The organism is Microbacterium sp. lyk4-40-TSB-66, from assembly GCF_030209475.1.
Lineage (GTDB): Bacteria > Actinomycetota > Actinomycetes > Actinomycetales > Microbacteriaceae > Microbacterium.
This window is the reverse complement of sequence record NZ_JARVRW010000002.1, coordinates 581721-608534: the sequence shown is the minus strand read 5'-3', so window position 1 is coordinate 608534 and position 26814 is coordinate 581721. Positions and strand designations below refer to the sequence as shown.

At 71.4% G+C, this 26814-nt stretch carries 24 protein-coding genes; 21 read left to right on the top strand and 3 right to left on the bottom strand.

Annotated features, from left to right (window positions below):
- Positions 1 to 124 precede the first annotated feature (124 nt).
- The 12 genes from QRO03_RS05010 to QRO03_RS04955 all read left to right on the top strand — a co-directional run bounded on the left by QRO03_RS05010 (position 125) and on the right by QRO03_RS04955 (position 13814).
- A complete protein-coding gene (locus QRO03_RS05010) occupies positions 125 to 1123 on the top strand; it encodes an aldose 1-epimerase family protein (RefSeq protein WP_285136413.1) in 999 nt (332 codons plus the stop codon).
- Positions 1124 to 1208: 85 nt separating this feature from the next.
- Entirely contained in the window at positions 1209 to 2447 is a 1239-nt protein-coding gene (locus QRO03_RS05005; RefSeq protein WP_285136412.1) for a LacI family DNA-binding transcriptional regulator, read from the top strand.
- Positions 2444 to 3484, top strand: coding sequence for a class I mannose-6-phosphate isomerase (locus tag QRO03_RS05000; protein ID WP_285136411.1), 1041 nt, complete (start codon positions 2444 to 2446; stop codon positions 3482 to 3484). Before QRO03_RS05005 ends, QRO03_RS05000 begins: the two co-directional genes overlap by 4 nt.
- The gene (locus QRO03_RS04995) at positions 3481 to 4893 is read left to right on the top strand and encodes an FGGY-family carbohydrate kinase (RefSeq protein ID WP_285136409.1); all 1413 of its coding nucleotides are present in this window, start codon (positions 3481 to 3483) and stop codon (positions 4891 to 4893) included. The genes QRO03_RS05000 and QRO03_RS04995 overlap by 4 nt, the downstream gene beginning before the upstream one ends.
- A gap of 2 nt (positions 4894 to 4895) precedes the next feature.
- A complete protein-coding gene (locus tag QRO03_RS04990; RefSeq protein WP_285136408.1) occupies positions 4896 to 5675 on the top strand; it encodes an ATP-binding cassette domain-containing protein in 780 nt (259 codons plus the stop codon).
- Complete coding sequence (locus tag QRO03_RS04985) at positions 5672 to 6754, top strand: ABC transporter permease (protein WP_285136407.1); 1083 nt, start codon at positions 5672 to 5674, stop codon at positions 6752 to 6754. The genes QRO03_RS04990 and QRO03_RS04985 overlap by 4 nt, the downstream gene beginning before the upstream one ends.
- Before the next feature lie 43 nt (positions 6755 to 6797).
- Positions 6798 to 7787: an ABC transporter substrate-binding protein gene (locus QRO03_RS04980; RefSeq protein ID WP_285136406.1), complete on the top strand. Its 990-nt coding sequence runs from the start codon at positions 6798 to 6800 to the stop codon at positions 7785 to 7787.
- A 324-nt stretch (positions 7788 to 8111) separates the two neighbouring features.
- On the top strand, positions 8112 to 8939 hold the full coding sequence (locus tag QRO03_RS04975) for a class II fructose-bisphosphate aldolase (RefSeq protein WP_350224119.1): 828 nt from the start codon (positions 8112 to 8114) through the stop codon (positions 8937 to 8939).
- On the top strand, positions 8936 to 9934 hold the full coding sequence (locus QRO03_RS04970) for a 1-phosphofructokinase family hexose kinase (RefSeq protein WP_285136405.1): 999 nt from the start codon (positions 8936 to 8938) through the stop codon (positions 9932 to 9934). The genes QRO03_RS04975 and QRO03_RS04970 overlap by 4 nt, the downstream gene beginning before the upstream one ends.
- A gap of 103 nt (positions 9935 to 10037) precedes the next feature.
- Positions 10038 to 12848 (top strand): FAD-binding and (Fe-S)-binding domain-containing protein, encoded by a 2811-nt coding sequence (locus QRO03_RS04965; RefSeq protein WP_285136404.1) that lies wholly within the window; start codon positions 10038 to 10040, stop codon positions 12846 to 12848.
- 158 nt (positions 12849 to 13006) lie between these two features.
- Positions 13007 to 13318, top strand: a complete 312-nt coding sequence (locus QRO03_RS04960; protein WP_285136403.1) for a hypothetical protein — start codon at positions 13007 to 13009, stop codon at positions 13316 to 13318.
- A 316-nt stretch (positions 13319 to 13634) separates the two neighbouring features.
- Positions 13635 to 13814, top strand: a complete 180-nt coding sequence (locus QRO03_RS04955; RefSeq protein WP_285136402.1) for a hypothetical protein — start codon at positions 13635 to 13637, stop codon at positions 13812 to 13814.
- Positions 13815 to 13894: 80 nt separating this feature from the next.
- On the opposite strand, the gene QRO03_RS04950 is transcribed toward QRO03_RS04955, so the two are convergent.
- On the bottom strand, positions 13895 to 14101 hold the full coding sequence (locus tag QRO03_RS04950; protein WP_285136401.1) for a three-helix bundle dimerization domain-containing protein: 207 nt from the start codon (positions 14099 to 14101) through the stop codon (positions 13895 to 13897).
- Between the two features lie 113 nt (positions 14102 to 14214).
- Here QRO03_RS04950 and QRO03_RS16395 point away from each other — a divergent pair, with 113 nt between their 5' ends.
- The gene (locus QRO03_RS16395; RefSeq protein ID WP_502883003.1) at positions 14215 to 14523 is read left to right on the top strand and encodes a three-helix bundle dimerization domain-containing protein; all 309 of its coding nucleotides are present in this window, start codon (positions 14215 to 14217) and stop codon (positions 14521 to 14523) included.
- Between the two features lie 524 nt (positions 14524 to 15047).
- On the opposite strand, the gene QRO03_RS04945 is transcribed toward QRO03_RS16395, so the two are convergent.
- Complete coding sequence (locus QRO03_RS04945; RefSeq protein ID WP_285136400.1) at positions 15048 to 16244, bottom strand: HAD-IA family hydrolase; 1197 nt, start codon at positions 16242 to 16244, stop codon at positions 15048 to 15050.
- A 101-nt stretch (positions 16245 to 16345) separates the two neighbouring features.
- Here QRO03_RS04945 and QRO03_RS04940 point away from each other — a divergent pair, with 101 nt between their 5' ends.
- The 8 genes from QRO03_RS04940 to QRO03_RS04905 all read left to right on the top strand — a co-directional run bounded on the left by QRO03_RS04940 (position 16346) and on the right by QRO03_RS04905 (position 25175).
- A complete protein-coding gene (locus QRO03_RS04940; protein WP_285136399.1) occupies positions 16346 to 17740 on the top strand; it encodes an FGGY family carbohydrate kinase in 1395 nt (464 codons plus the stop codon).
- 89 nt (positions 17741 to 17829) lie between these two features.
- Positions 17830 to 18717, top strand: coding sequence for a hypothetical protein (locus QRO03_RS04935; RefSeq protein ID WP_285136398.1), 888 nt, complete (start codon positions 17830 to 17832; stop codon positions 18715 to 18717).
- Positions 18718 to 18938: 221 nt separating this feature from the next.
- A complete protein-coding gene (locus QRO03_RS04930; protein ID WP_285136451.1) occupies positions 18939 to 19910 on the top strand; it encodes a LacI family DNA-binding transcriptional regulator in 972 nt (323 codons plus the stop codon).
- A 183-nt stretch (positions 19911 to 20093) separates the two neighbouring features.
- The gene (locus QRO03_RS04925) at positions 20094 to 21743 is read left to right on the top strand and encodes an alpha-amylase family protein (protein WP_285136397.1); all 1650 of its coding nucleotides are present in this window, start codon (positions 20094 to 20096) and stop codon (positions 21741 to 21743) included.
- A gap of 282 nt (positions 21744 to 22025) precedes the next feature.
- The gene (locus tag QRO03_RS04920; RefSeq protein ID WP_285136396.1) at positions 22026 to 22622 is read left to right on the top strand and encodes a helix-turn-helix domain-containing protein; all 597 of its coding nucleotides are present in this window, start codon (positions 22026 to 22028) and stop codon (positions 22620 to 22622) included.
- Between the two features lie 32 nt (positions 22623 to 22654).
- Positions 22655 to 23086: a hypothetical protein gene (locus QRO03_RS04915; protein ID WP_285136395.1), complete on the top strand. Its 432-nt coding sequence runs from the start codon at positions 22655 to 22657 to the stop codon at positions 23084 to 23086.
- Positions 23083 to 24006, top strand: a complete 924-nt coding sequence (locus tag QRO03_RS04910; protein ID WP_285136394.1) for a hypothetical protein — start codon at positions 23083 to 23085, stop codon at positions 24004 to 24006. The genes QRO03_RS04915 and QRO03_RS04910 overlap by 4 nt, the downstream gene beginning before the upstream one ends.
- The gene (locus QRO03_RS04905) at positions 24003 to 25175 is read left to right on the top strand and encodes an alpha/beta hydrolase family protein (protein ID WP_285136393.1); all 1173 of its coding nucleotides are present in this window, start codon (positions 24003 to 24005) and stop codon (positions 25173 to 25175) included. Before QRO03_RS04910 ends, QRO03_RS04905 begins: the two co-directional genes overlap by 4 nt.
- 107 nt (positions 25176 to 25282) lie before the next feature.
- On the opposite strand, the gene QRO03_RS04900 is transcribed toward QRO03_RS04905, so the two are convergent.
- A complete protein-coding gene (locus QRO03_RS04900; RefSeq protein ID WP_285136392.1) occupies positions 25283 to 26746 on the bottom strand; it encodes a mannitol dehydrogenase family protein in 1464 nt (487 codons plus the stop codon).
- Between the last annotated feature and the right edge of the window lie 68 nt (positions 26747 to 26814).

Sequence of the window (26814 nt, the reverse complement as noted above, 5' to 3'; positions counted from 1 at the left end):
GTGGGTCTCCGAGACGTCGGTGTCGAGGCGCTGCTCTGCGCTCGACGGTCAGTATGCGGGTAGCGAGACAACGTTGTCAATCACTGCTAGCGTGAGCCGCGCAACGGCGAGGAAGGCGGGGCTCATGGGCGAGCTGTACGGATCGGCGATCGACGAGGTGCGGCGGCGCACGGGTTCGCTCGCGCAGGTGGCGAGCGTGGAGGCGTCGGTGCGCACCGACGGACCGGATGCCGGCACCCGGCGTCTGCGGCTGATCGCGGGCGAGCTCGAGGTCGAGATGCTCCCCGACCGCGGGCTCGACATCGGGCAGGTGCGCCACCGCGGGGTGCCGCTGGCCTGGGTGTCGCCGACGGGGTGGCCGCGACCCGGTGCCGGGGGGTTCGGGGCGTCCTTCGGCGGCGGACTCGTCACCACGTGCGGGCTCCTGTCGTTCGGTCCGCCGTCGGTCGACGCCGAGGGGGAGCACCCGCAGCACGGGCGGTACAGCGGGCTCGCGGCATCCGTCACCCGTGCGGAGGTCGTGGGCGACGCCGTGGTGGTGGAGGCGATGATCGTGGAGGCGACCGTGCTCGGCGCCAACCTCGAAGTGCGGCGGCGCGTGCGCCTGCCGTTCGGGGCGGGGCGGATCGAGCTGCGCGACGAGATCGTGAACCGCGGGTCGCGCGCGGTGGAGCCCATGGTGCTCTACCACGTGAACCTCGGCTGGCCGGTGGTCGATGCCGGCTCCGTGCTGCGCTCGCCGGCGGAACGGGTGCGGGCCCGTGACGCGGAGGCGGAGGCGGGGCGGGCGTCGTGGGCGGAGTTCCCGGAGCCGGTCGCCCACTACCCCGAGCAGGTGTTCGTGCACGAGCTGCCCGCGCACCGCCGTGTCGCGGCCGAGGTCGTCTCGCGGTCGGGGCTCGGCATCCGGATCTCTTTCGACACCGCAGTGCTGCCGGGGATGTTCCAGTGGCGGGTGGCGCAGGAGGGCGCGGTCGTGCTCGGCGTCGAGCCGGCGACGGCGGCGACGATCCTCGGGCGCGCCGACGCTCGGGCGGCGGGTCTGCTGCGCGAGCTCGAGCCGGGAGCGGCGTGGGAGCTCGGCCTCGACATCGATGTCATCCGAGATGGATCCGTGACTTGACAACGTTGTCCGACGGGCTCATGCTGACTCCAGCGAAGCCCGCCCGAGGGTTTCCGGTCCGCAAGACAACGATGTCGGAGCAGCGATGACGCACGAGCGAGAGACGGCCGACGAGGCCACGGGGCTTCGGCCGCGCGCCCGGCTCATCGACGTCGCGACGGCCGCGGGCGTGAGCCCCAAGACCGTGTCGCGCGTCATCAATGACGAGACGGGGGTGCTGCCGCCCACCCGGGAGCGGGTCCTGCGCGCCGTGCGCGAGCTCGGGTTCGTGCCCGACCGCAGTGCTCGCGAGCTCAAGCGGCGCGACGCCGACACGATCGGCATCCTGATCGACGCCATCAGCGACCCGTTCTTCGCCGCCTTCGTCAGCGTCGTCGAGGAGCTCGCGGTCGCGGAGGGCCTCAGCGTCATCTTCGCCAGCACCGGCTACGATGCCGCCCGCGAGAGCGCGCAGCTCGAGCGCCTCACCGGGCACCGCCTGGCCGGGCTCATCGTGGCACCCGTCGCGGTCGCGGCCTCGACCCTCGCCGCCCTCCGCACCCGCTTCCCCGTGGCCTGCATCGACCGGGTGCGATCCGGCATCGACGCGGTCGTCATCGACGACTTCGGGGCGGCCGTCGAGGCCACCGCCGCACTCATCGCGCACGGACACCGACGCGTCGCCTTCATGGGCGAGGACGTGCCCTACCCCACGGTCAGCGACCGGCTCGCCGGATACCGCTCGGCCCTCGCGGCGGCAGGACTGCCCTTCGACCCCTCGCTCGTCGTCACCCACGAGCGCTTCGGGCGCGGGGAAGCCGCCGAGGCCTCCCGGTTGCTCGAGCGTGACGACGCCCCCACCGCCCTGCTGTGCGCGACGAGCCTCGCCGCCATCGGCACCGTCCGCGCCATCCGCGCGCGGGGACTGCGGATGCCGGCACTCATCTCCTTCGGCGACTTCACCCTCGCCGAGGTGCTCGATCCCGGCATCACGTTCGTCGACCACGACCCGCGGCTGCTCGCCACGGCCGCGTTCCGACTGCTGCGGCAGCGCGCCGAGCGGCCCGACGACGGACCCGCCCGCATCGTCGTGCCGACCCGCCTCGTGCCGCGCGGATCAGGCGAGGTCGCGGCGCCGGGTGCGGCCGCCGTCGCGGTGTCCGCGATGGGCCCTTCGACAGGCTCAGGGAGCATCACGGGGTCTGCCGACGCGACGATCGGCGGCGCGCTTCCCGCCCTCGTCGAGCCCGCCGCAGCCCTGGTCGCGACCGCGCTCACCCTCGTCCACCCCGAGCCGGGCGGCGATGCCGTCGTTCCGGCCGCTGCCCCCATCGGAGCCCCGTGATGAAGCCCGTCCTGCTGCCCCCCAACCCCGTGCAGCACTTCTACCTCGGCGGCGACCGCATCGCGGCCCTCCGCGGCATCGTGCCCGAGACCGACCGCCAGCCCGAGGAGTGGCTCGGCTCGACCGTGTCGCGCTTCGGGTCCGACGAGATCGGTCTGGCCGTCACCGATGAAGGGGCCTTCCTGCGCGACCTCGTCACGGCCGACCGTGCCGCCTGGGTGGGGCTCCGGGGTGGGCGGGATGCCGCCGATCTCGGCATCCTGGTCAAGCTCCTCGACGCGCGTCAGCGCCTCCCCGTCCACGTGCACCCCGACCGCGGCTTCGCCCGCGCGCACCTCGACTGCCCGTACGGCAAGACCGAGGCCTGGTACGTGCTCGAGACCGAGGAAGACTGCGCGGTGTACGTGGGCTGGAACCAGGCCGTCGATCGCGACGAACTCGATCGCCGTCGCGACGCGCAGGACAGTGACTGGATGCTCGCGCACATGAACCGCGTCGTGGTGCGCCCGGGGATGGGCGTGCTCGTTCCCGCCGGAACCGTGCACGCGATCGACGGCGGCATCTTCGTCGCCGAGGTGCAGGAACCCACCGACTTCTCGATCCTGTTGGAGTGGTCGGTCACGACGTCCACCCGCGAGGAATCGCACCTCGACCTCGGCTTCGAGGCCGTGATGCCCGCCGTCTCGACCGAGAAGCTGGATGCCGACGCGCTCGACGCCCTCGTGAGCTCGGCCGGTACGACGCCCGCCGGCCCCGCCTTCCGTTCGCTCCTGCCCGACGCCGCGGACCCGTACTTCCGCCTCTTCGACGCCGCCGGCGACACGGTCCCGCGCGACGCCGGTTTCGCCGTCGTCCTGGTGCGCGAGGGCGCGGGTGCCCTGGTCTCGGACGCGGGAACCGTCGACGTCGAGCGCGGACAGGTCTACGCCGTGCCGCACGCCTTCGGCGCCTGGCGCCTGACCGGTGGCGCCGAGATCCTCGTCGGCGCCCCCGGCGCCGGCTGGCCCGGAACCCTGAACGGCGGTGACGTGCAGTGACCGACTACGTCGTCGGAATCGACATGGGCTCGACCAGCACCAAGCTGCTGGTTGCCACTCCCGAGGGGCGCCAGGTGCTGGTGGTCAGCCGGCGCTCGCCCTGGACCAACCTCGACCACGGCCGGGCGGAGATGACGGCCCACGAGGCGATCGCCGTCGTGCGCGACCTCGCCGCCGAAGCCGACGTACGTCTCGACGCGGACTACCGCATCGTCGCGCTCGCCGTCTCGGGTATGGCGGAGGCGGGGGTGCTCCTGGATGCCGAGGGCCGGGCGCTCGCGCCGCTGATGGCGTGGTTCGACCCTCGCGGGGCCGCGCAGATCATGGCGACGCCCGCGGAGTTCCGCGCCGAGTTCCTCGGTCGCACCGGGCTGCCGGTGGGGCCCCTGGCATCCATCGCCAAACTGCTCCACCTGCGCGACAGCGGGATCCCGCTGGCGGGCACCACCTTCCTCAACGTGCCGGAGTACGTGGTGCATGCGCTCGGCGGGCCGCGCGTGGCGGAGTACTCGCTCGCCTCCCGCACCGGCCTGCTCGACCAGGACGACAGCACCCCGTGGGGTGCCGCCCTCGACGTGCTCGGCGTCGACGAGAGCATCCTCGGAGCGCGGGTGAGCGCGGGCGAGGCCGTGGGCGTGCTGAGCGATGAGGCGATGCCCGCGGGCTTCCGCGGCGCGGCACTGACCGTCGCGGGTCACGACCACCTCGTCTCGGCCGTCGCCGTGGGCGCGACCCACACCGGCCAGCTGTACGACTCGATGGGAACGGCCGAGGCGTTGGTCCGCGTGCTCGATGACACCCTGCCGTTCGCGGCACGCGAGCGCCTCGCCCTCGCGGGGATCAACTGCGTCCGCCACGTCATCCCGGGCAAGTACGTGCTGCTGGCGGGCACGAAGTCGGGGCTGCTCATGCGGCGCGTCCTGCAGCTCCTCGGCATCACGGATGCCACGGGCCGGGCGCAGATCGACGACGCGGCCATGGCGCTGCCCGTCGACGGTGCCCTCGCCGACGGCGGCCTCGAGGTCTCGGGCGCGCGCAACGACGACGGCGTGCTGAAGATCGTCGCGCAGAGCGACGGGCTGAGCCCCGCCGAGCTGTTCGCGGCGAGCCTGCGCCACGGCAACGACATGCTCGCCGAATGCATGGCGGTGATGGACCGCGAGGTCGCGCCGCCCACCTCGACGGTGCTCACCGGCGGGTGGTCGACGATGGCATCCGTCGTCCGCTCCCGTTCCGCGCTGCTGCCCGACGTGACGGTCTCGACCCACGACGAGGGCACGGCGTACGGCGCGGCGCTCTTCGCCGCGTTCGCGGTGTCGGCCGACTCGTTCGAGGTCGTCGCGGAGTCGTTCCTCACTTCCTCTCTCGTCGCCGACGAGGGATCCCTCCTCTCCCACGAAAGGAGCTGACGATGTCGTCAGTCACCACCGCCGTCCCGGTGCTGCAGGCGCGGGGCTTGTCCCGTCAGTTCGGCCATGTCCGCGCCCTCAACAACGTCGACTTCGAGGTCTACCCCGGCGAAGTCACCGCCCTCATCGGCGACAACGGCGCCGGCAAATCGACCCTCGTCAAAGCCCTCTCCGGCAACCTCGCCGTCGACGAAGGAGAGATCCTCTTCGACGGCAAACCGATCGAGATGACCAACCCCCAGGTCGCCTCCGCCCTCGGCATCGAAACCGTCTACCAAGACCTCGCCCTCGCCCCCCACCTCGACCCCGTGCAGAACATGTACCTCGGCCGAGAAATCCGCCGCCCCGGCCTCGCCGGCGCCCTCGGGTTCATGAAGACCAAAGACATGGCCGTCGCCTCCCGCGCCGCCTTCGACGAACTCGGCGCCACCGTCCGCTCCCTCACCTCCCCCGTGGGAGAGATGTCCGGCGGACAACGCCAAGCCATCGCCATCGCCCGCGCCGTGCACTGGGCCGGACGCCTGGTCTTCCTCGACGAACCCACCGCCGCCCTCGGCGTCCGCCAGACCAAGAACGTCCTGGAAACCATCCGCCGCGTCCGCGACAAAGGCATCGCCGTCGTCCTCATCTCCCACTCCATGCCCCACGTCATGGACGTCTGCGACCGCATCCAAGTCCTGCGCCTCGGCACCCGCGTCGCCAACATCAACGCCAAAGACACCTCCATGGAAGAACTCGTCGGACTCATGACCGGCGCCGTCACGAAGGACGACCGGAAATGAGCGTCAAGACCCCTCCCACCGAGACCGTCGCGATCGGGACGTTCGACGATTCGAAGCCCAACTTCTTCGTGGGGCTGCTGAAGGCGCAGGCGTTCCAGATCCTGCTCATCCTCATCGTCATCGTGCTGGTCTTCAGCGTGCTGGCGCCCGACTCGTTCGCCCAGTGGTCGAACTTCCGCCTCATCATCCAGAACGCCTCGATCCTCGCGGTGCTGGGCGTGGGCATGACCTACATCATCATCACCTCGGGCATCGACCTCTCGATCGGCTCGGTGCTGGTGTTCTCCGGCGTCGTCTCGGCCCTCGTCATGCGGGCGATGGGCGGCGAAGGCTGGGGCGTCGCGACCGTCGGCATCCTCGTGTCCATCCTCAGCGGCGTGTGCTGGGGCCTGTTCAACGGCTTCCTCATCGCGAAGGCCAAGATCCCACCGCTCATCGTCACCCTGGGTTCGCTCGGTATGGCCCTCGGCCTCGCGCAGATCCTCACCGGCGGCGTCGACATCCGCGACGTCCCGACCGTGCTCACCGTCTCGATCGGCTACGGCAACGTGTTCGGGTCGCTCCCGATCATCAGCGTGATCGCGCTCGTGATCGTCGTCATCGGCGCGATCGTGCTGCACTTCACGAAGTTCGGCCTCTACACCTACGCCGTCGGATCGAGCGAGCTCGCCGCCCGCCGCGTCGGCGTCAAGGTCGACCGCCACCTCATCTCCGTCTACACGCTGTCGGGAGCTCTCGCGGGACTCGCCGGCATCCTCGCGCTGTCGCAGTTCTCGACCACCGCGATCGCCGGGCAATCGCAGACGAACCTCAACGTGATCGCGGCCGTCGTGATCGGCGGCACGTCGCTCTTCGGCGGTGTCGGCACCATCTTCGGCACCGTCGTCGGCCTCTTCATCCCGGCCGTGCTGCAGAACGGCTTCGTCATCACGGGCGTGCAGCCCTTCTGGCAGCAGGTCGCCGTCGGCGCGGTGCTCATCACCGCCGTCTACGTCGATCAGGTGCGCCGCACCGCCGCCACGCGCGGCAACACCCAGAGCCTCTGGCGCACCTTCGTCAGAGGTGGCCGCCGCGGCTGAGTCCGTAGCGTCCGTAACCACCAAGAGAGAACAGGCAATCACAATGCAGTGGAACAAGAAGGTTCTCGCGTTCGCCACCCTCGGCGCCGCAGCCACCCTCGTCCTCGCCGGATGCTCCGGCGGCTCCTCGTCGGGTTCCGCCTCGGGCGGATCCGACGGCGGTTACAAGATCGCGTTCGTCCAGGGCGTCGCGGGAGATGAGTTCTACATCTCCATGCAGTGCGGCATCCAGGACGAAGCCGCCAAAGAAGGCGCCACCGTCACCACCCAGGGCCCGGAGAAGTTCGACCCCACCCTCCAGAAGCCCATCGTCGACGCCGTCGTCGCCTCACAGCCCGATGCTCTGCTGATCGCGCCGACCGACGTGTCGGCGATGCAGGCGCCGATCGCGGCGGCCGAGGCTGCGGGCATCAAGGTCGTCCTCGTCGACACGACGCTCGAAGACCCGTCCGGCGCGGTCTCGCAGATCTCCAGCGACAACGAGGGCGGCGGGGCTGCCGCGTTCACGGCGATTCAGGATGCGAACTCCGACGGCGGCAAGGTGCTCGTGGTGTCGGTCGACCCCGGCATCTCCACCACCGACGCCCGCGCGAAGGGCTTCGAGGACGCCGTCGCCAAGGACAGCAAGTTCGAGTCGGTCGGCGTGCAGTACTCGCACAACGAGCCCGCCACGGCCGCGGAGATCGTGACCGCGGCGCTGCAGAAGGACCCCGACATCGTCGGCATCTTCGCCGCCAACCTGTTCGCCGCCGAGGGCTCCGCCACCGGTGTCCAGCAGGCCGGCAAGCAGGGCGCCGTCACCATCGTCGGTTTCGACGCGGGTCCCGCCCAGGTCAAGGCCCTCGAGGCCGGCACCGTCCAGGCCCTCGTCGCGCAGGAGCCCGCCACCATCGGCTCCGACGGCGTCCAGCAGGCCATCGCGGCCCTGAAGGGTGAGGCCACCGAGGCCAAGATCCAGACGGGCTTCACCATCCTGACGAAGGACAACATCGCCACCGACGGCGCCGACGCCGTCTACAAGTCCAGCTGCTGACCCACCCGGATGCCGGGCCCCTCGCACACGCGAGGGTGCCGGCATCCGCCCCCTCCCTCCCTCCCGCAGGGTTCGGGGCGGTTCTCGCCGCTCGGGGCGGAAGCGCCACGCCCCGAGCGGCGGATCGCGCCCCGAATCCCGACGGCACGCCAGACCCCGACACCGCACGGGGATGGGATGCCGCACCCCCGCCGGAGGCTCCGGCATCCACGCCTTCTTCCCCGTTCGGGGCGGAGTCGGCCGATCGGGGCGGAAACGCCACGCCCCGAGCGGCGGATAGCGCCCCGAACCCCGCCCCACCCCGGACAAGAGAGAGACACCGCCGTGCCGCTGGCCGACATGCCCGAACTGCTCGCCGCGCACCGCGCGGTCGGGGCCTTCAACTTCATCACCCTCGAGGTCGCCGAAGCGATCGTCGCCGGCGCGGAGGCCGCCGACAGCGGGGTCATCCTCCAGCTGTCGCAGAACGCCATCGCGTTCCACGGGGGCCTGGCACCCGCCGGCACCGCCGCACTGCGCCTCGCCGAGGGTGCCCGGGTGCCCGTCGTCGTGCACCTGGACCACGCGACCGAGGACGGGCTCGTCGACGAGGCGCTGGACGTCGGCATCCGTTCCGTCATGTTCGACGCGGCGCACCTCGACGACGCCGAGAACCTCCAGCGCACCGCGGCCGTCGCCGCCCGCGTGCACGCCGCAGGCGGCTGGATCGAGGCCGAGCTCGGCGAGATCGGCGGCAAGGGCGCCCACTCACCCGGCGTGCGCACCGACGTCGCCGAGGCCGCGCGTTTCGTCGACGCCACGGGTGTCGACGCCCTGGCCGTCGCGGTCGGCAGCGAGCACGCGATGCGCGAGCGCAGCGCCCGGCTCGACGAGCACCTCATCGCCGAGCTCGCCGCCGCCCTGCCGGTGCCGCTGGTGCTGCACGGCTCGAGCGGCGTCGCCGACGCGGGCATCGACGGGGCCGTCCGCGCGGGCATGCGCAAGGTCAACATCGGCACGCACCTCAACGCCGTGCTGACGGCGGCGGTGCGCGACGAGCTCGCTCGGGACCCGGATGCCATCGACCCCCGCCGCTGGCTCGCCCCGGGGCGCGCCGCCGTCGCGGGCGAAGTGCACCGCCTGCTCGACGTCATCACCGGACGCGGCGCATGACCGGCATCGTCACCTTCACCGCGGCCGGGGCGATCGACGCCACCTACCGCATCGGGACGCTGCGCCGCGGGTCGTTCACCCGCGCCGAGAGCTACACGCGCGAGGTGAGCGGCAAGGGTGTCAACGTCTCGGCGGCCCTCGCCGCGGGCGGCGCCGACACCGCCGCGGTGGTCGTGCTCGGCGCCGACGACGTGCGGTTCGCCCGATGCGGTCTGACCGCACCCCTGCTGCGCATCGTCGAGGTGCCCGGAGCGACCCGCGTCAACACCTCGATCATCGACGCCGACGGCGCCACCACCAAGGTCAACGCGCCCACCCCGCCCCTGTCGCCGGAGGCCTGGGATGCCGCGGTGTCGACGCTGCGCGCCGAGCTCGCCGCCCGCACCGACCCGTGGCTCGTCGTCTCGGGCAGCCTGCCCGAACTCGCCGGCACCGGGACGCTCGTCGACCTGACCGCCGTGCGGGCTGTGGCGCGAGAGCACGGAGCGCGCATCGCCGTCGACACGAGCGGTGGAGCCCTCGAAGCCGTGCTCGCCGACCCCGTCGGCATCGATCTGCTCACCCCCAACGCCGAGGAGCTGTCGTCGGCGGTGGGGCGACCTCTCGCCACCCTCGGCGACGTCGTCACGGCCGCGCGCGAGATCGTCGGCCGGGGAGTGGCGACCGTCCTCGCGAGCCTGGGCGCCGACGGCCTGATCGCCGTCACCGCCGACCGTGCGGTCTTCGCGCGCGCCGACGCCCCGTACGTCGCGAACACCGCCGGGGCGGGGGATGCCGCCCTCGCGGGGTTCCTCCTCGGGCTCACACGGACGCCCGCCGCGGCAGCCGGTGGTGCCGACCCGCTCGCCGTCGCCACCGCGTCGGCCGCCGAGTGGGGGGCCCACGCCGTCGCGCACGCGTCGACGATCGTCGCGGGGCCGCCGGTCGGCATCCGGGCGGTGGTCGAGACCTCTCCCGACCTCTCACGCGCGCTGACCGACGAGGGCGAGGCGTGAGCGCGCTCGTGCTCGGACCCCACCGCGGGCGCATCGCCGCCGCCCGGACATCCGCCCCGGGCGCCGACCGCCCTCGCCGCCCGCACACCTCGAAGGACGACGCATGACCCTCGCAGCGCCCGAGATCGCCCCCGAGATCACCGCGGCCGTCGCCGATGTCGCGCGTATCCGCACCCGCGCGATCGACCGCGTGGCGTATGCCAACGACGCCTCCCACTACCTGCTGACCCCGGATGCCGTGGTCGTCGCCGCCGACGCGGCCGAGGTCGGCGCGATCCTGCGCGGGGCCACGGCATCCGCCACCCCGGTGACCTTCCGTTCGGGCGGAACGAGCCTGTCGGGGCAGTCGTCGGGGGCGGGGCTCCTCGTCGACGTGCGGCAGGGGTTCGGGCGCATCGACGTGCTCGACGGTGGACGCCGCGTTCGCTCGCAGCCCGGGGCCACGGTGCGTCAGGTCAACGCGCGCCTGCGGCGGCACGGGCACCGTCTCGGACCCGACCCCGCGAGCGAGGCCGCGTGCACGATCGGCGGCGTCGTGGCGAACAACTCCAGCGGCATGGCCTGCGGCACGATCGAGAACTCGTACCGCACCCTCGAAGGCCTCGTGCTCGTGCTGGCATCCGGGACCGTCGTCGACACGGCCGCGCCCGACGCCGACGCGGCACTCCGGGCGCGCGAACCCGCCCTCGTCGACGGGCTGATGCGCCTGCGGGAGCGCGTGGTCGGCGATGCCGCGAGCGTCGCGCTGATCGAGCGGCAGTTCGCGATGAAGAACACCATGGGGTACGCCCTCAACGCGTTCCTCGACTTCGACACCCCGGCGGCTCTGCTCGCCCACCTCGCGGTGGGGTCGGAGGGGACGCTCGCGTTCGTCGCCGAGGCGACGTTCCGCACGGTTCCGATCCGCCCGGCCATCGCGACCACGCTCGCGGTGTTCCCCACGCTCGATGCGGCCACCCGCTCGTTGCCCGCCCTGGTGGCGACGGGCGCGGCGACGCTGGAACTGATGGATGCCACCTCCCTCCGCGTCGGTCAGCGTCTGGCCGGCACCCCCGCCGCCATCCACGGTTTCGAGGCGACGACGCAGGCGGCGCTCCTCGTGGAATACCACGCCGATGACGCCTCCCGTCTGAGGGAGCTCGCCGCGGCCGGGGCCCGCGTGCTCGGTGCCGAGGACCTGCGGACACCGGCCGTGTTCTCGAGCGATCCCGCGCAACGCGCCGCCGCCTGGACCTTCCGCAAGGGTCTCTACGCCTCGGTGGCCGGAGCCCGCCCCTCGGGCACGACGGCGCTGCTCGAGGACGTGGTCGTGCCCGTCGCGCGTCTCGCCGACACGTGCGCGGGCCTGCAGGAGCTGTTCGCGCGGTTCGGCTACGACGACAGCGTGATCTTCGGTCACGCCAAAGACGGCAACATCCACTTCATGCTCACCGACCGCTTCGAGGGGGCGCGAGCGCTGGGGCGCTTCGAGGGCTTCACCGATGCGATGGTCGACCTGGTGCTGGCCGCGGGCGGCAACCTCAAGGCCGAGCACGGCACGGGTCGGGCGATGGCGCCGTACGTGCGACGGCAGTACGGCGACGAGCTGTACGAGGTGATGGTGGAGCTCAAGCGTCTGCTCGACCCGAGCGGCATCCTGAATCCGGGGGTGATCATCGACGACGACCCCGGGGCGCACATGCGTCACGTGAAGGCGCCGGTGTCGATCGAACCCGAAGCCGACCGGTGTGTGGAGTGCGGCTACTGCGAGCCGGTGTGCCCGAGTCGTTCGTTGACGCTGACCCCGCGGCAGCGGATCGTCGTGCGGCGGGCCTCACGGGCGGCGCGGGAACGCGGCGACGGAGCCCTGGTCGCCGAGCTCGAGAAGGACTACGACTACGACGGCGTGCAGACGTGCGCGGTCGACGGCATGTGCCAGACGGCGTGCCCCGTGCTCATCAACACCGGGACGCTGATGAAGCGCTTCCGGCGGGAGGACGCCAACCCCGTGCTCGCCGCGGGATGGTCGGCGGCGGCGACCGGGTGGGGCGCCGTGACGCGGGCCGGATCCGCCGCCCTGAGCGTCGCCGCGGCTCTGCCTACGCCGGCCGTGCGCACGGTGACGGATGCCGCTCGCGCGGTGCTCGGCGCCGACACCGTGCCGCGGTACTCGGCGGAGCTGCCCGCGGGTGGCGCGTCGCGGCGGTCGCTGGGGTCTCGGGTGGGGGCCGCGGGCGTCGAGCCGGTCGCCGTCTTCTTGCCGGCCTGCGTGGGCAGCATGTTCGGGCCCGCGGACGGCATCGGTGCGACCGCGGCGTTCGTGCGGCTGCTCGAGCGGGCCGGGGTCTCGGCGGTGGTGCCCGACGGCATCGACGCGCTGTGCTGCGGCACGCCCTGGTCGTCGAAGGGGTATGCGAAGGGACACGCCACGATGTCGACGCGTGTGCGGGCGGCGGTGCGCGCCGCCGGTCGCGACGGCGCGCTGCCGATCGTCTGCGATGCGTCGAGCTGCACCGAGGGGTTCGCCGCGACGCTGCGTGACGAGGGCGTGGAGGTCGTGGATGCCGTGGCGTTCGCGGCATCCACTCTCCTTCCTCGTCTCACACCGACGCCGGTGGCCGACCTGCTGGCGCTTCACCCCACGTGTTCGTCGACGCAGCTGGGCATCGACCCGGCGCTGCGGACTCTCGGTGAGGCGGTCGCGAGCGAGGTGCGCGTCCCCGACGCGTGGGGGTGCTGCGCCTACGCCGGCGACCGCGGCATGCTGCACCCCGAGCTCACGGAGGCGGCGACCGCACCCGAGGCCGCGGAGGTCGCCGACTGGGGTGCCGACGCCTTCGCGTCGTGCAACCGCACGTGCGAGCTGGGCATGTCGAAGGCGACGGGGGAGTCGTACGTGCACGTGTTGGAGCTGTTGGAGAAGGCGACGCGCTAGCGGTGGGCCCGGCGGTCCCGCCCGGCCGGGCGGGTGCCGCGAGGGATATGGCCGGGGCCGGCCGCGGGAGGACACTTACGCCGTAAGCTTATCCCGCGATACCCGAGCACCTCGCCGACTCGCCTCCGCGGCGCTCCCGCGCTCAGCTCGAGGAATGGGTGAGGGACTTCGTTCGTCAGGGGCATCGTGTCGTGGGCACGGTGCGTGTGATCGATCAGGAAGATGTCGACGGCCGCGACACCGGCCTGGTCGTGGTGAGACTGCGTCATGGACACGGCGCGGTCTACATAGAACCTCGCGGGTACGACGACCCGCTCTGGCAGGCCTCGCTCACCGGCAGCGATGTCGATGAGACGTTCACACCACATGCTCTGGCGGGGCTCGCCGCCGAGCTCGTCGTCGCGGGCAACCTCTGCGCCTTCCTGCAGTGGAGATCGCTCGAATGGGACCGCGAGAGCGGTCGCCGCTGACCTCCTCACCGTCAGCCCAGCTCTCCGTACTGAGAGGGGTACCCGTGCGTTCACACAAAGCGGTCGCGGTGATCGTGGTCGACGGCGACGGTGGCCTGTTCGTGAGCACCACCTTGTAGGTGATGCTGTGGCCCGGTGCGACTCGGGCTTCGGTCAGGTGAGCACGGTGGTACGCGGGCTCATCCCAGGAGACGGGGGCGCTGGTCACGAGGCCGTTGATGGTGACCTTCGTGGTGGCGGTGCAAAACCGATCGGTTTTGCACCAACGGCGGGCGGACACGTTGAGCCCTCGCCGGTCGAATGAGACCGTGGAGGCATGGTGGGCCCTGACGAAGAATCGAAAACCACGAACCGGGTCGGTGGAATGGACCCCGATTTCGATCTGGAAGAGCATCGCGGTGAGTCGTTGTTCATTGGTCGAGACCTCGAGGATGCTCGCTTCGTCGGCTACGTCGGTGGCGCGGCCCCTTTGAAGGAGACGCGGATTGATCCGTAGGAGACCGATCAGCTACGCGCCGCTGCGGCATGGTGCACAACCCACGGGTTGCGCGCCGGCGCCTCGGTCGTAGCCACGCTCTAAGGCGCGGGGTGCTCTAGGCGCGCGCGGGCTTCGCGCTCAATGAACAGAGGAACGAAATCCTTGACTTTGGCGCGCGCGAAATGATCACGAGCGTCACCGACGGCGGCCCGGATGGTCTCAATGTGGTGATGGGGGTAGCGCTCTTCGAGGCGTTCCGTGATCTCCGCGATGGCCGCGTCAACGTCACCGGGCTCTGTCGTCATGACCCGATGCTAAGCACGAAACGTCGTTGGCGCAGACTCACCGGCGGACCCTGACCAATCGCGCCCAGATGGGTGTCGGCGCCCTCGACACCGACGAGGCGCACACTGGGTAGGTGAGCGTTACGGACCCGGCAGACGAGTACGAGGCGCTTCTTCACGTCCTTATGCGGGTGTCCTATCAATTCCCGTCTGTAGCTGAGGACACGCTTGTCGACCTCATCGCAGGAGAGGTCAGCCGATTCGGCCAGGTGCAGCTACGTGACTTCGTGCCGGTCCTCGTCGAGGGCAACATCGTCAGGATGTTACGGGCATCAATCCCCGGTGAACGCAACGCGGGTCAGACGAGGACGCTCAGAGCAGCTCGTGAAGAGACCGACGACGGGCCGATACTGCGAAGCCGATCGGTTTGCGCCTTCGAGTAGCTTCGTGGTCATGACACCTCCCCCCTCAGCCTCGGGCTCGCCCGTTGAGCGTGACGGGTCACGTGGTGACGGCTCGACGGGCGGCGCCAGAACCGACCGACGAATCGAGATGCAATCCCTGAGGTGGGTTGCCGTTTCGGTCGGAGGTTTTGTCCTGTTCGTTTCTTGGTTCTGGCTGGGCCTGACGGTCGAAGGCGCCCGACAGGATCGCGGTCAGGCAGGGCAGGACTACGCCGACTCATACGTGAGAGAGCTCGGGGTCATGCCGGTTGTCACGGCACATATCGTCGTGCTCCTGACCGTCGTGTCACTGGGTGCCTGGTCGCGCAAGCACGGCGGAGCTGGCATCACTTCTGCGGTCTTGACCTGCGCCGCCGCATCCGTGGCAGGTCTCCTGCTCTCCATCCCGCTCTTCGCGCCGGTCCCCGCATTGCCCTAGGTGGGCTTGGGTCAGTCGGGTGAAACCCCGGTGTCGTGTCGGACGATGCCGCACGGACCGTCAGGTACCCGTACCGTCCACGCGGTCAAGCCGGAACCACCCGCAACGCCCCCGATGCCACGACCTCCACGCGCACGGCATCCAATCCATCCACCACGAGGTCGGCCGTGAGCTCGTCCTCGGCGGTGGTGCCGGTCAGCGCGATCACGGCGCACCCCGCCGCTCGCGCCGCGGCGATGCCGGCGGGGGCGTCCTCGACGACGAGGCAACGCGAAGGGTCGACACCCAGACGGGTGGCGGCCAGCAGGAACGGCTCGGGGTGGGGCTTGCCCTGCACGACGTCGTCCACGGTGACGAACACGGCGGGGCGGTCGTAGCCGGCGGCGGCGAGACGGGCGGTCGCGATCGGCACCGAGCCCGACGTCACGATGGCCCGGCGTTCAGCGGGCACCGAGGCGAAGAACGCGTCGGCACCGCGGATGGGGAGAAGGCCCACGGCATCCGTCACCTCGAGGTCGGTGACGTGCGCGATCGCCTCGGCGTGCCGCTCGGCGGGCAGCAGGTGCCCCACGAGCGTGCGCGCGGGCTGGCCGTGGTTGGCGTGCAGAGCTTCCATCGACACCTCGAAGTGCTCGGCGAACCGGCGCCAGGAGCGGACGACGGATGCCGTGGAGTCGACCAGCGTGCCGTCGAGGTCGAAGAGCACGGCGTCGAATTCGCGCGCGAAGATCTCGGCGCCCCTGTCGATCGATCGGCGGACCCCGAGCGCCGGGAGCACCCGGGCCAGTTGCTGCGCGGTCGAGAGCTCTGCGTCCACGGCGGTCACCGTGATCACGGGGGCGACCGGGGCGGTGTCGGGGCGGTGCGCGTCTCGCGATGCCCCGCGTGAAGAGCGGCGGGATGCCAGCACGGCGGGGTCTCCGTCGACGTGCACGACGTGCGGCTCGACGGGGGAGAGGGCCTCGCGCAGGGCGTCCCATTCGGCCCCGCCCGCGAGCTCGGCGGTGAAGGGCGCGACGACCACGACGCGGCCCGCGGTCGACAGGGCGTCGGCGGCGGTGGCACGCAGGGCCGCGTAACGACCGGCGCGGATCGCTGCGGCATACGGCGAGGTGAGCCAGTGGTCGCCGAGCACACCGTCGGGGAGGGCGTCGAGGAGCGGCGTGGTCACGCTGTCGAGGTCGACCAGGGGGGCTCCGAGGCTCGTGGCGATCGCGCGCCCGAGCGTGCTCTTGCCGCTGCCGGCGGTTCCGGCGACGACGACGGCGAGGGATTCGGGCATTTGACACGGCGTCGGCATACCCCCACCATAGACGTAGCAAGTCACCGGTGTCATGCTTGGAATTCCGGGACTGAGAGAAGTTCCGGAAAGGACGGCCGCGCATGCAAGACACCGGTGACATGATCCTGGCCGATGCGCGCACCGCACCCGCCGCGTCCTCACGCCTGCACGGCGGGATCGACCTCGGCAGCACCGCGATCAAGATGCTCGTCATCGACGACGCCGAGCGCGAGATCGCCGGTGCCCAGGTGCCCACGCCGTGGCGCGTCGGCGAAGGCGGCACCACCGACATCGACGCTGGCGACCTGCTCGCGTCGGTCCGCAGACTCATCGATCTGGTGGATGCCGAACTGGCACCGCTCACGCCGGCACCGCTGACCTCGCTCGCCGTCGCGGGCATGGGGGAGACCGGCATCCTGATCGACGCCGAGGGCGCGGCCGCCGGCCCCGGCTTCGCGTGGTTCGACCCGCGGGGCCTCGACCAGATCGCCGCCTTCCCCGCAGAGGTGCGCGAGGAGTTCGCCGGTCGTACCGGCCTCCCCCTCGGCGCCCAGGTGAGCGTCGCGAAGCTCGCCTGGCTGCGCGACCAGGGGACCGACCTCGCCGGACTCCGCTGGCTCGACCTCCCCGAGTTCGTCGTCGCGGCCCTCGGGGGAGACGTCGCCCTCGAGTTGTCCCTCGCCTCGCGCACCGGGCTCATCGATCAGGACTCCGGCGCCGCCTGGCCCGCCATGCTCGACGCGCTCGGCGTCGACGACGCCCTTCTCCCGCCGCTGCGCGGGGGCGGACTGCCCTGGGGCGTGGCATCCGGGACCTTCGGACCCCGTGTGGCGGCTGCGGCCCTCACCGTCGCCGGGCACGACCACCTCGTCGCCGCGCAGGCCAACGGAACATTGGATGCCGGGAGCTACCACGTCTCGCTCGGCACCGCCGAGGTGCTGCTGCGCGTGCTCGACGCGCCCCTCGGCTTCGCCGCCCGCCAGCGCCTCGCCGACGCGCTCATCAACGAGGTGCGCCACGTCGTGCCCGGCCAGCACGTGCTCGTCGCCGGCGTCAAGACCGGGCTGCTCTTGCGCCGGGCGCTTCACGCCGCCGGGATCAGCGACCGCGCCGGCCGTGATGCGCTGGATGCCGCGGTGATGGCCCTGCCCTACGAGGGCGAGCTGCCGGCCGGTGCCATCGAGGTCAGCGGCGCCCGCAACGACGACGGGGTGCTGCGCCTGACGCTGCACACCGAAGCCTCGCCGGCCGAGATCTTCGGCGCGGTGCTGCGGCACAGCAACGACGAGATCTCCGCCCTCATCGCCGCGATGGACCGCGAGGTCGCACCCGCGACCCGTTCCACCCTCACCGGCGGATGGGCGGGGATGGCCAGCGTCCGCCGCGCCCGCGCCGAGGTGCTGCCCGATGCGTCCCTGTCCACCCGCGAGCAGGACGTCGCGTTCGGAGCCGCCGACATGGCGCGGCGGCTCGTCTCGGCATCCGTCCCCTCCTGATCCCCAGCCCCCGCTCGCACCCGCCGAGCGCACACACCCCAGACCCCGCTCGCACCCGCCGAGCGCACACACCCCAGAGAAGAGAGATCATGAACGAACTCACCACGCTCGAGCGCCGCGCGCTCCAGTCGATCAGCACCCCCGACGGGCACATGCTCATCGTCGCCGCCGACCAGCGCAACGGCATGAAGGCCGCCATCAAGGACGCCCCCAACGGCTCCGACGCCATCTCGCGCGAGGAGCTCGCCGAGGTGAAGGCCGACCTCGTGCGTCACCTCGCCAACCACGCGCCCGCGATCCTGCTCGACCCGGAGGTCGCCCTGCCGCAGATCGTCGACGACGGCGTGCTCGACCGCGAGACGGGCCTCGTCGTGGGGCTCGACGCCTCGGGCTTCGAGACCGTCGACGGCCTGAAGTACACGCGCTTCGTGCCGGGCGTCACCCCGCGCACCGTGCGCGACATGGGCGGCAGCGTCGCCAAGATGCTCTACTACACGCGCCCCGACAAGCAGGACGCCGACTCCCGCGTCGCGCAGGAGATCCGCGACCTCGTGCAGGCGTGTGAGACCGAGGGGCTGCTGCTCATCGTCGAACTGCTCACCTACCAGCTCGAAGACGAGAGCGACGAGGACTACAAGGCGAAGTTCGCCGACCTCGTCGTCGACGGTGCCGCGCTCGCGGTGGCGTGCGGCTCGAAGATCCTCAAGCTGCAGTACCCCGGCTCCGCCGAGGCGAGCGCCCGCGTCACCGAGGTCGCCCAGGGCGTGCCGTGGGCCGTGCTGTCGGCCGGCGTCGACCATGAGACCTTCATCGAGCAGGTGCGCACCGCCGTCGCGAACGGCGCCTCGGGCGCGATGGCCGGCCGGTCGCTGTGGAAGGACAGCCTCTCGATCGATGCTGGACGCCGCGAAGAGCTGCTCTCCGGTCGCGCGCTGCCGCGCCTGCGCGAGCTCGCCGACGCCGTCGACGGTCGCTGACATGCGCCCGACCGCCCGGCACCGGGAACGTCCATGACCGCGCCCGACTCCCGTCGGTCGAGGATCCCGCGCGTGCAGGCGGGGGTTGGATGCCACGGTGCCGGGCGGACGGGCACGTCGATCCGCGGGCGGCACGCGGCGGCGGCCGTCGGTCGCAGGCGGATAGGGTTGCACGTCGAAGCCGCCACTCGCCCACGTTCCGGAGGTGCCTCGTGACCACGATGCGCGACGTCGCCCAGCGCGCCGGTGTGAGCACCAAGACCGTCTCGCGGGTCTTCAACGAAGACCCCCACGTGCTGCCCGACACCCGGGCGCTCGTCGAGGCCGCGATGCGCGAGCTCAACTACGTGCCCAACGCCCTGGCCACCACCTTCCGCGCGGGACGCGCCTCGGTCATCGGTGTGGCCGTCCCCGACGTCGTCGACCCCTTCTTCGCCGCCATCGCACGCGCCGTCGAAGACACCGCCCGCCGGCATGGGCTCTCCACCCTCGTCACCAGCCTCGGCGAAGACCCGGCGGATGAGCGCCCCGCCCTCGAATCGCTGCTGGGGCGTCAACTCACCGGACTCGTCATCGCCCCCGTCGGCACCGACCACTCGTGGCTCGAGAGATGGCGCGGGCATACCCCGATCGTCTTCGTCGACCGCGCCCCCGCGGGTCTGACCACCGACACCTTCACCGAGAACGACGAGGCCGGAGCCCACCTCGCCACCGCCCACCTGCTGTCGCACGGGCACCGTCGCATCGCCTACGTCGGCGACCGGGTCCACCTCTCCACCGAGACCAAGCGCGTCGAAGGATGGCGAAGGGCTCAGCGCGAGGCCGGAGTCGAGATCGACGAGCGCCTGGTGGTCCCCCAGGTGTCCGACCGTGAGTCGGCGGCATCCGCTCTCGGACGACTCCGCGCGCTCGACGAGCCGCCCACCGCGATCTTCTCCGCCAACGCCCGCTCGTCGATGGCGCTCGCCCACGTGTTGCGCGGAAACCCCCTGCCATTCGTCGGCTTCGGTGATTTCCCCATGGCCGACACCCTCAGCCCCGCCGTCACGGTGATCGACCAGGACCCCCGCCGCATCGGCGCGCTCGCCGCCGAGCGGGTCTTCGCGCGTCTCGAGCCCGACGCGGGTCTGGGCCTCGACGAGGTCACGGTGATCGACGTGTCGCTGGTCGAGCGGGAGTCCTGCCGCGTCTGACGCTGCCGCGGCCGCCCGCCCCGGACGACGCACATCGCCCCGTCCGAGGCAAGAGCCCGCCGGCGGTCAGCTGCGATGGGTACAACGGAGGGGACCAGCCGCCACCGCTCCCGAGAAGAGGGCTCCGATGACGACCTTCCCGCATGCTCCGTGCCGTACCGACGCCCGGACGGGGGTGACGGCATGAGGCTCACCGACACGAGCGATCTGTGGTGGAAGACCGCGGTCTTCTACAACCTCGACGTCAAGACGTACCTGGATGCCGACGGCGACGGCGTGGGCGACCTGCGCGGTCTCGCGCAGCGCCTCGACCACCTCGCCGAGCTCGGCGTGACCTGCCTGTGGCTCGCCCCGTTCTACCCCTCGCCGCAGCGAGACAACGGCTACGACATCGAGGACTACTACGGCGTCGACCCCCGCTACGGTTCGCTGGGCGACATGGTGGAGGTGCTGCGCACCGCGCACGACCGCGGCATGCGCGTGATCGTCGACCTCGTCGTCAACCACACCTCCGACCGGCATCCGTGGTTCCAGGAGGCCCGCACGAGCCCTGACAGCCGGTACCGCCACTTCTATCAGTGGCGCGACGACGTTCCGGCCGACGCCCCCGAGAGCATGTTCCCCGACGTCGAAGACGGTGTCTGGTTCTTCGACGAGACGGCGGGTCAGTACTACAAGCATTCGTTCTACCGGCACCAGCCCGACCTCGCCACCGACCACCCCGAGGTGCGCGAAGAGATCGCCAAGGCCATCGGCTTCTGGCTGGAGCTCGGCATCGACGGGTTCCGAGTGGATGCCGTGCCGTTCGTCATCGACGGCGACGACGGCCCCGAGCACGAGTTCCTGCGGGAGCTGCGGGGTTACGTCTCGCGCCGCCGCGGCCACGCGATGATGCTCGGCGAGGTCAACCTGCCGTACGACGAGCAGATGCGCTTCTTCGGCGATGCCGACGGCGACGAGTTGACCATGCAATTCGACTTCGTCGCCAACCAGCGTCTGTACCTGGCCCTCGCGAGACAGGATGCCGCACCCCTGCGCGAGGCGATCGCGTCGCGGCCCGCGATCGCCCGCGGCAACCAGTGGGGCAATTTCGTGCGCAATCACGACGAGCTGACCCTGGACCAGCTCAGCCCGGCCGAACGTGACGAGGTCTTCGCCGCGTTCGCCCCCGAGGAGGGTCAGCGCATCCACGGGCGAGGCATCACGCGACGCCTGCCGTCGATGCTCGAGGGCGATCCGCGCCGCATCCGCATGGTCTACAGCCTCATGTTCTCGTTGCCCGGGGCGCCCGTGCTGTACTACGGCGAAGAGATCGGCATGGGTGAGAACCCCGCCATCGAGGGCAGCCGGGCGGCGGTGCGCACCCCCATGCAGTGGACCGGAGCCGACGACGCCGGCTTCTCGCCCGCCGAGGAACTCATCGCCGACATCGTGCCCGGCGGCTTCGGCCCGCAGCACGTCAACGTGGCCCAGCAGCGCCGCGATCCCGACTCGATGCTGCGGTTCGTCCAGACCCTCGTCCGGCACTACCGCGCCTCACCCGAGATCGGGTGGGGGGAGCTCGGCATCCTGGATCAGCCGCACGCGTGCGTGCTGGCGCACTCGGTGACGAGCGAGCTCGGCATGTTCGTGGCGGCGCACAACTTCGCTCCCGACGGTCGCACGTTCCGCCTCGAGATCGAGGGAGCGGATGCCGAAGGGTGGAGCGTCGTGAATCTCCTCGACGACTCCGGTGCCGAGACGCTCGACCGCGGCGGTTTCGATGTGTCGCTCGACGGGTACGGGCACCGGTGGTGGCGGGTCATCCGGCCGGGAGAGCGACGGATCGCCTGAGCCTCGGCCGCGGGCGCGGCGGGTGGGCGAGCGAGCGCGACGCCCCCCGATGACGCCGCGCCCGCCGCGGAGATGGGCCGGTCCGCTATGCGTCCGGCCCGCGCGAGCGGCGGGTCCCCCCGACCCTCTCGCTCGCGGTCTCGCTCCATACAAGCACAGCAATCCGTAAATAGCACCCGTCCATTGCCTGTAATTACAATCATCCGGCGGGTGCGTTTCCTCTACGATCGACACGTGGGTCGCGGCGCTGTCGGACCACCCTCCCGGTACTCCCGTCGAGTGGTGGCGAATGTGGACCGCCTGCGGAGAGCCAACGGGCTCACCGTCGGCGAGCTGCTCAGTCGCGCCGGAATGACGAAGAGCTACTACCAGTCGCGCGCCGGATTCTCGCTGCCGTACAACACGAACGACATCGAAGCCCTCGCCGCCGCCCTCGGTGTCACGCCCGAGGAGGTCGCGAGCCCCGAGACGATGACGCGCATAGAGATGCGCGTGCCCGCGGATCCGCTCGTCGCCCGCGTCCGACGTCTGATCGACAGCCAGGCGTCCACCGAAGACGAGCTGTTGCGCCATCTCGAAGAGATCGATCCGCTGCTGGCCGACAACGCTCGCACGTTGCTCGCCGCCGCCTCCCACACCGTGGTGCTCGACGAAGAGGTGCTGCGCCTCATCACGCACTGGGCGGACGTCCCCACCGAGTACTTGACCGACCACACCGACGAGACCGTGGCCGACCGCACCGAGGCGGAGCTCGAGCTGCGCGAGGCCATGCGGGCCGCGGGTGCCAGCAGCATCCAGTTCCGGGCCCTCGGGCAGATGTCTCCCGATGCCCTGCGGGCCATCGCCCAGTCGTTGCGCAGCGGGCCGTCAACGCGATGAGTGACCGCCGGGGGGAGGCCATGATGCAGCGCGTGCGCGCGCGCTCGGATCGCGCGGTCGAGCGTGCCGGCATCACGGGTGGCATGGGCTTCGACGACATCGTCCGCGCGGTCGAGGGTGCCGTGGACATCCGTCTTCGCGTGGTCGAAGAGACCGACACCCGGGAGTGGGGCACGCTCACCGGTTTCCTCACCGTCTTCGCCGATCGGCGCGAGGGCAGTATCCATGTCCGGGCCTCGGACCCGCCGCTGTACCGCCAGTTCGCCGCGTCCCACGAGCTCGGTCATCTGCTCGACGACGAGCACTGCAACGGCGCGCTGCACGAGCGGTCCTCGGTGTCGCCCTACGACGACCCCACCCTGACGACCCCCGAGTTCGAAGCCGAACTGGTCGCCGAGCACGTCGCGCACGTCATCGCCCGCGTGCTCTACGCCACCCCGCGCATCGCCGAGTCGTCGTGGTGACCGTCGTCCTCATCGACGCAGCGCTCGCCGGGCTCCTGGCGGTCGTCGTCGGTCGGGCACGCGCGGCCTGGCGGTTCCCGCGGGCACGCATCGGCTGGCTGGGGGCACTGGTCGGCGTGATCGCGCTGCTCACGCAGGGCACGATCATCCCGCTCCCCGTGCTCGACGCGCTGCTCGGCGGGACGAACGTGCTGAAGCTCGTGCAGAACATCCTCACGATGGTGTCGCTGTGGCTCGGCATCCAGGCGGGTACCGCCCCCGTCACCGCGCGGGTGCACACGCTGCGGTGGAGCTTCCCCGCGTCCCTCGGCATCCTTTTCGCGATCGTCTTCTTCGTCGCGATGCCCGAGCGCGGGTCGTCGTCGTTCCATTTCATCGAGGATGCGGCGGTCACCTCGACGGGCGCCTGGCTCTACGGCGTCGTGCACATGGCGGGGATCGCGTTGGTGGGGGCACTCCTCTTCCGGTCGGCGCAGGCGTCGCTCCCCGGTGTGCGGCCGTTCTTCCGCGCGGGCGCCGTCGGTATCGTCCTCGGCTGCCTCACGGAGATCGTCGATCTCACGATGACCCGGTTCTTCGAGCCGAACGGCGTGGTGAGCGCCCTCTTCGACCCCCTGTTCTACCTCGGTGTCGTCGCCTTCGTCGTGGGGATGTTGCGGGCGTCGCGCGCGGCGACGTGCATCCGTCGCCGGGGCGAGACGCTGCTGCGACGCCTCGGCGACCTGGCGCGCCAGCGCGGCGTGCAGCGGCTGGCCGCCGTGTCGTCCGACGCACCCGTCGACAGCAGGCTCCACGCGCTGCGGGTCGCCGTCGAAGACGCCGCGATCGCCACGTCATCGCCGTTGACCGCCGATCAGCGCGCCCTGCTCGACGACGTCGACGCCCACCTCACCCGACAGTCCACGGGAGTTCGCGCATGATCCGATCCATCGCCGTCGGCACCGCGGTCGTCGCGGGCACGGTGCTCGCCGCCCACACAGCCCTCGCCGGGTACGTCGCCCGCCGGCTCGTCGCGCCGCGCGCGCCGAAGGTCTTCGCGCCGGTCACGGTCGAGGGCGACACGGTGTCGGTGCCCGCGACCGTCGACAGTCGCGAACCGGGCACCTACGGGTTGCGTCTCGACGACGGTTCGCACGTGATGGTGGGCGACATCGTGCGGGTCGATCGCGACCGGGTCGTCCGCACGATCCTCACCCGGCCGGCGGGGCTCGGCGACGGCGAGGTCGTGGCGGCGTGGACGTCGCAGAACATCGGCGCCCCCGAAGACGTCGGTCCCACCCGCCACGTGTCCATTCCGCTTCGCCGCGGCGGCATCGCCGAGGCGTGGGAGATCGGCGATCGCGAGGCGGCCGACGGGCGGTGGACGATCCACGTGCACGGTCTGCGGTCCAGCCGTAACGGCGCCCTGCGTTCGGCGCCGGCGACCACGGATGCCGGATGGATGTCGCTCGTCGTGTCGTACGCGGGCGACGAGGAGTGCGCGCCCGCCGACGCCCTTCCCTCGAGCCTCGGCACGCGCGAGTGGCGCGACGTCGACGACGCGATCACCTACGCCATCTCGCGCGGTGCCCGTGAGATCGTGCTGGTGGCGTGGTCGATGGGCGGGACGATCGCGATGCTCGCGCTCGAGGAGTCCCCGCACCGCGGCACGGTCACCGCACTCGTGCTGGTCGCCCCGGCGCTGGACTGGACGCGGGTCGTCGAGAACGCCGTGGCGGGGGCCCATCTCCCGCGCACGATCGCCGCAGCGGCGATGCGCGTGCTCGGCAGCCCGCTCGGTGCCCGCGCGCTCGGCCTCATCGAGACGGTCGACGCCCGCGCGCTCACCTGGGTGGGTGGGCATCGGCCCGGCCCGCGCATCCCGACGCTGATCCTGCACAGCCGAGTCGACCCCGTGGTGCCGTTCTCGGGATCGGTGGCCTACGTCGAACGGCATCCGGATGCCGAGCTCGTCGCCTTCGACGCGAGCGGTCACTGCAACGAGGCCAATCAGGAGCCCGAGCGCTTCCATGACGCCATCGCGGGTTTCCTGCGTGGGCTGTCGCCCCGGCCCGACGGGCGCGGTCGCCGAGCCGTCGCCTCGGGCTGACCGGATTCACCGGGTGCGGTCGCTCCCACCGGGGGCGGGTGCTCCAGACGGCCGCGAGCGAGGTCGATCGAGCCCGCGCGGAGAGCGGCTCGACCACCCCCGATCCGTCAGGCGCCGACGACCTCGGTGATCGCGCCGCGCGCCCCGCGCTCGGAGAGCGACGCGCGCGCGGCGAGGAACGCTTCGCGCAGGCGCGCATTGCGTCCGAGGTCGCCGAACACGGGCGAATAGTCGAGCAGTGACGCGGGGTCCGCGGCCACGATGGCGCGCAGCTCGTCGAGACGGCTGTCGACCGCGGGTGTCGGCTCGCCCGACTCGGTGCGTCCCTCGAGGAAGACGCTCCACCCCGCGAGGACGAGGGCGGCGTGGTCGATGCGGCCGCCGGCGGCGAGCTGCTCCCGCACGACCGGCAGGAGGAACTTCGGCAGCCGGTCGGAGCCGTCGACGACCTGTCGTGCGAGCGTGTCGCGGATGGCTTCGCTGCCGAACCGCTCGATGAGCTGGTCGCAGTAGGCGTCGAGGTCGATGCCCGGCACCGGACGCAGGGTGGGGATGGCCTCGTGGTGCATGTATCCCTGCAGGAACGACACGAACAGCGGATCCGTGCACACCTCGTGCACGTACTCGGCGCCCGAGAGGATACCGAGGTAGCTCATCGCCTGGTGGGAGGCGTTGAGCAGACGGAGTTTCATCAGCTCGTACGGCTCGACGTCGGAGACGAGTTGCACGCCGACCTCGTCGAACGGGGGCCGACCCGCGGGGAAGGCGTCTTCGAGCACCCATTGCTCGAACGATTCGGAGCGCACGGGCCAGCGGTCCCGGATGCCGAACTCCTCGGCGATCGCGGCACGCGTCTCGTCGGTGGTGACCGGGGTGATGCGGTCGACCATGGAGTTCGGGAACGACACGTTCTCGGCGATCCAGGCGGCGAGTTCCGTGTCGCGGCGCTCGGCGAACCCGAGGAGTGCGGCGCGGGCGACGTGACCGTTGCCCTGGATGTTGTCGCACGACATGACGGTGAAGGCGGGGATGCCGGCATCCCGGCGCCGACGGAGGGCCTCGCTCAGCAGACCCATGACGCTGCGCGGGGGAGCCGAGCCGTCGAGGTCGGCGAGGGTCAGCTCGTCGCGGGGTGCGTAGGTGCCCGTCGCGTCGTCGATGCCGTAGCCGCCCTCGGTGATGGTGAGCGAGACGATGGCCGTGTCGGGATCGGCGAGTTTGCGGACGACGGCGTCGGGGTCGTCGGGGGCGAAGAGGTACTGCACGATCGAGCCGACCACGCGGGCTGTCGACGAGCCGTCGGGAGCGGTGGTCACGAGCGTGTAGAGGTCGTCCTGCGCGGCGAGGGCGTCGCGCATCGGGGCGTCGAACGAGAGCACGCCGACGCCGCACAGGCCCCACTCGGTGTGTCCGGCTTCGAGCAGGCGGTCGAGGTACATCGCCTCGTGCGCGCGGTGGAACCCCCCGACACCGAAGTGCACGATCCGCGCCCGCACGGCGGAACGGTCGTAGGTCGGTACGGAGACGTTCGCCGCGAGCGAGGGGAGGGCGTCGGCGGTGAGATCGGTCATGCGGGGCTCCGTGGTTTCGCGGGTCGGGTCGTGTTCTCGGGTGTTCGGGGCGGTTTCAGCCGTTCGGG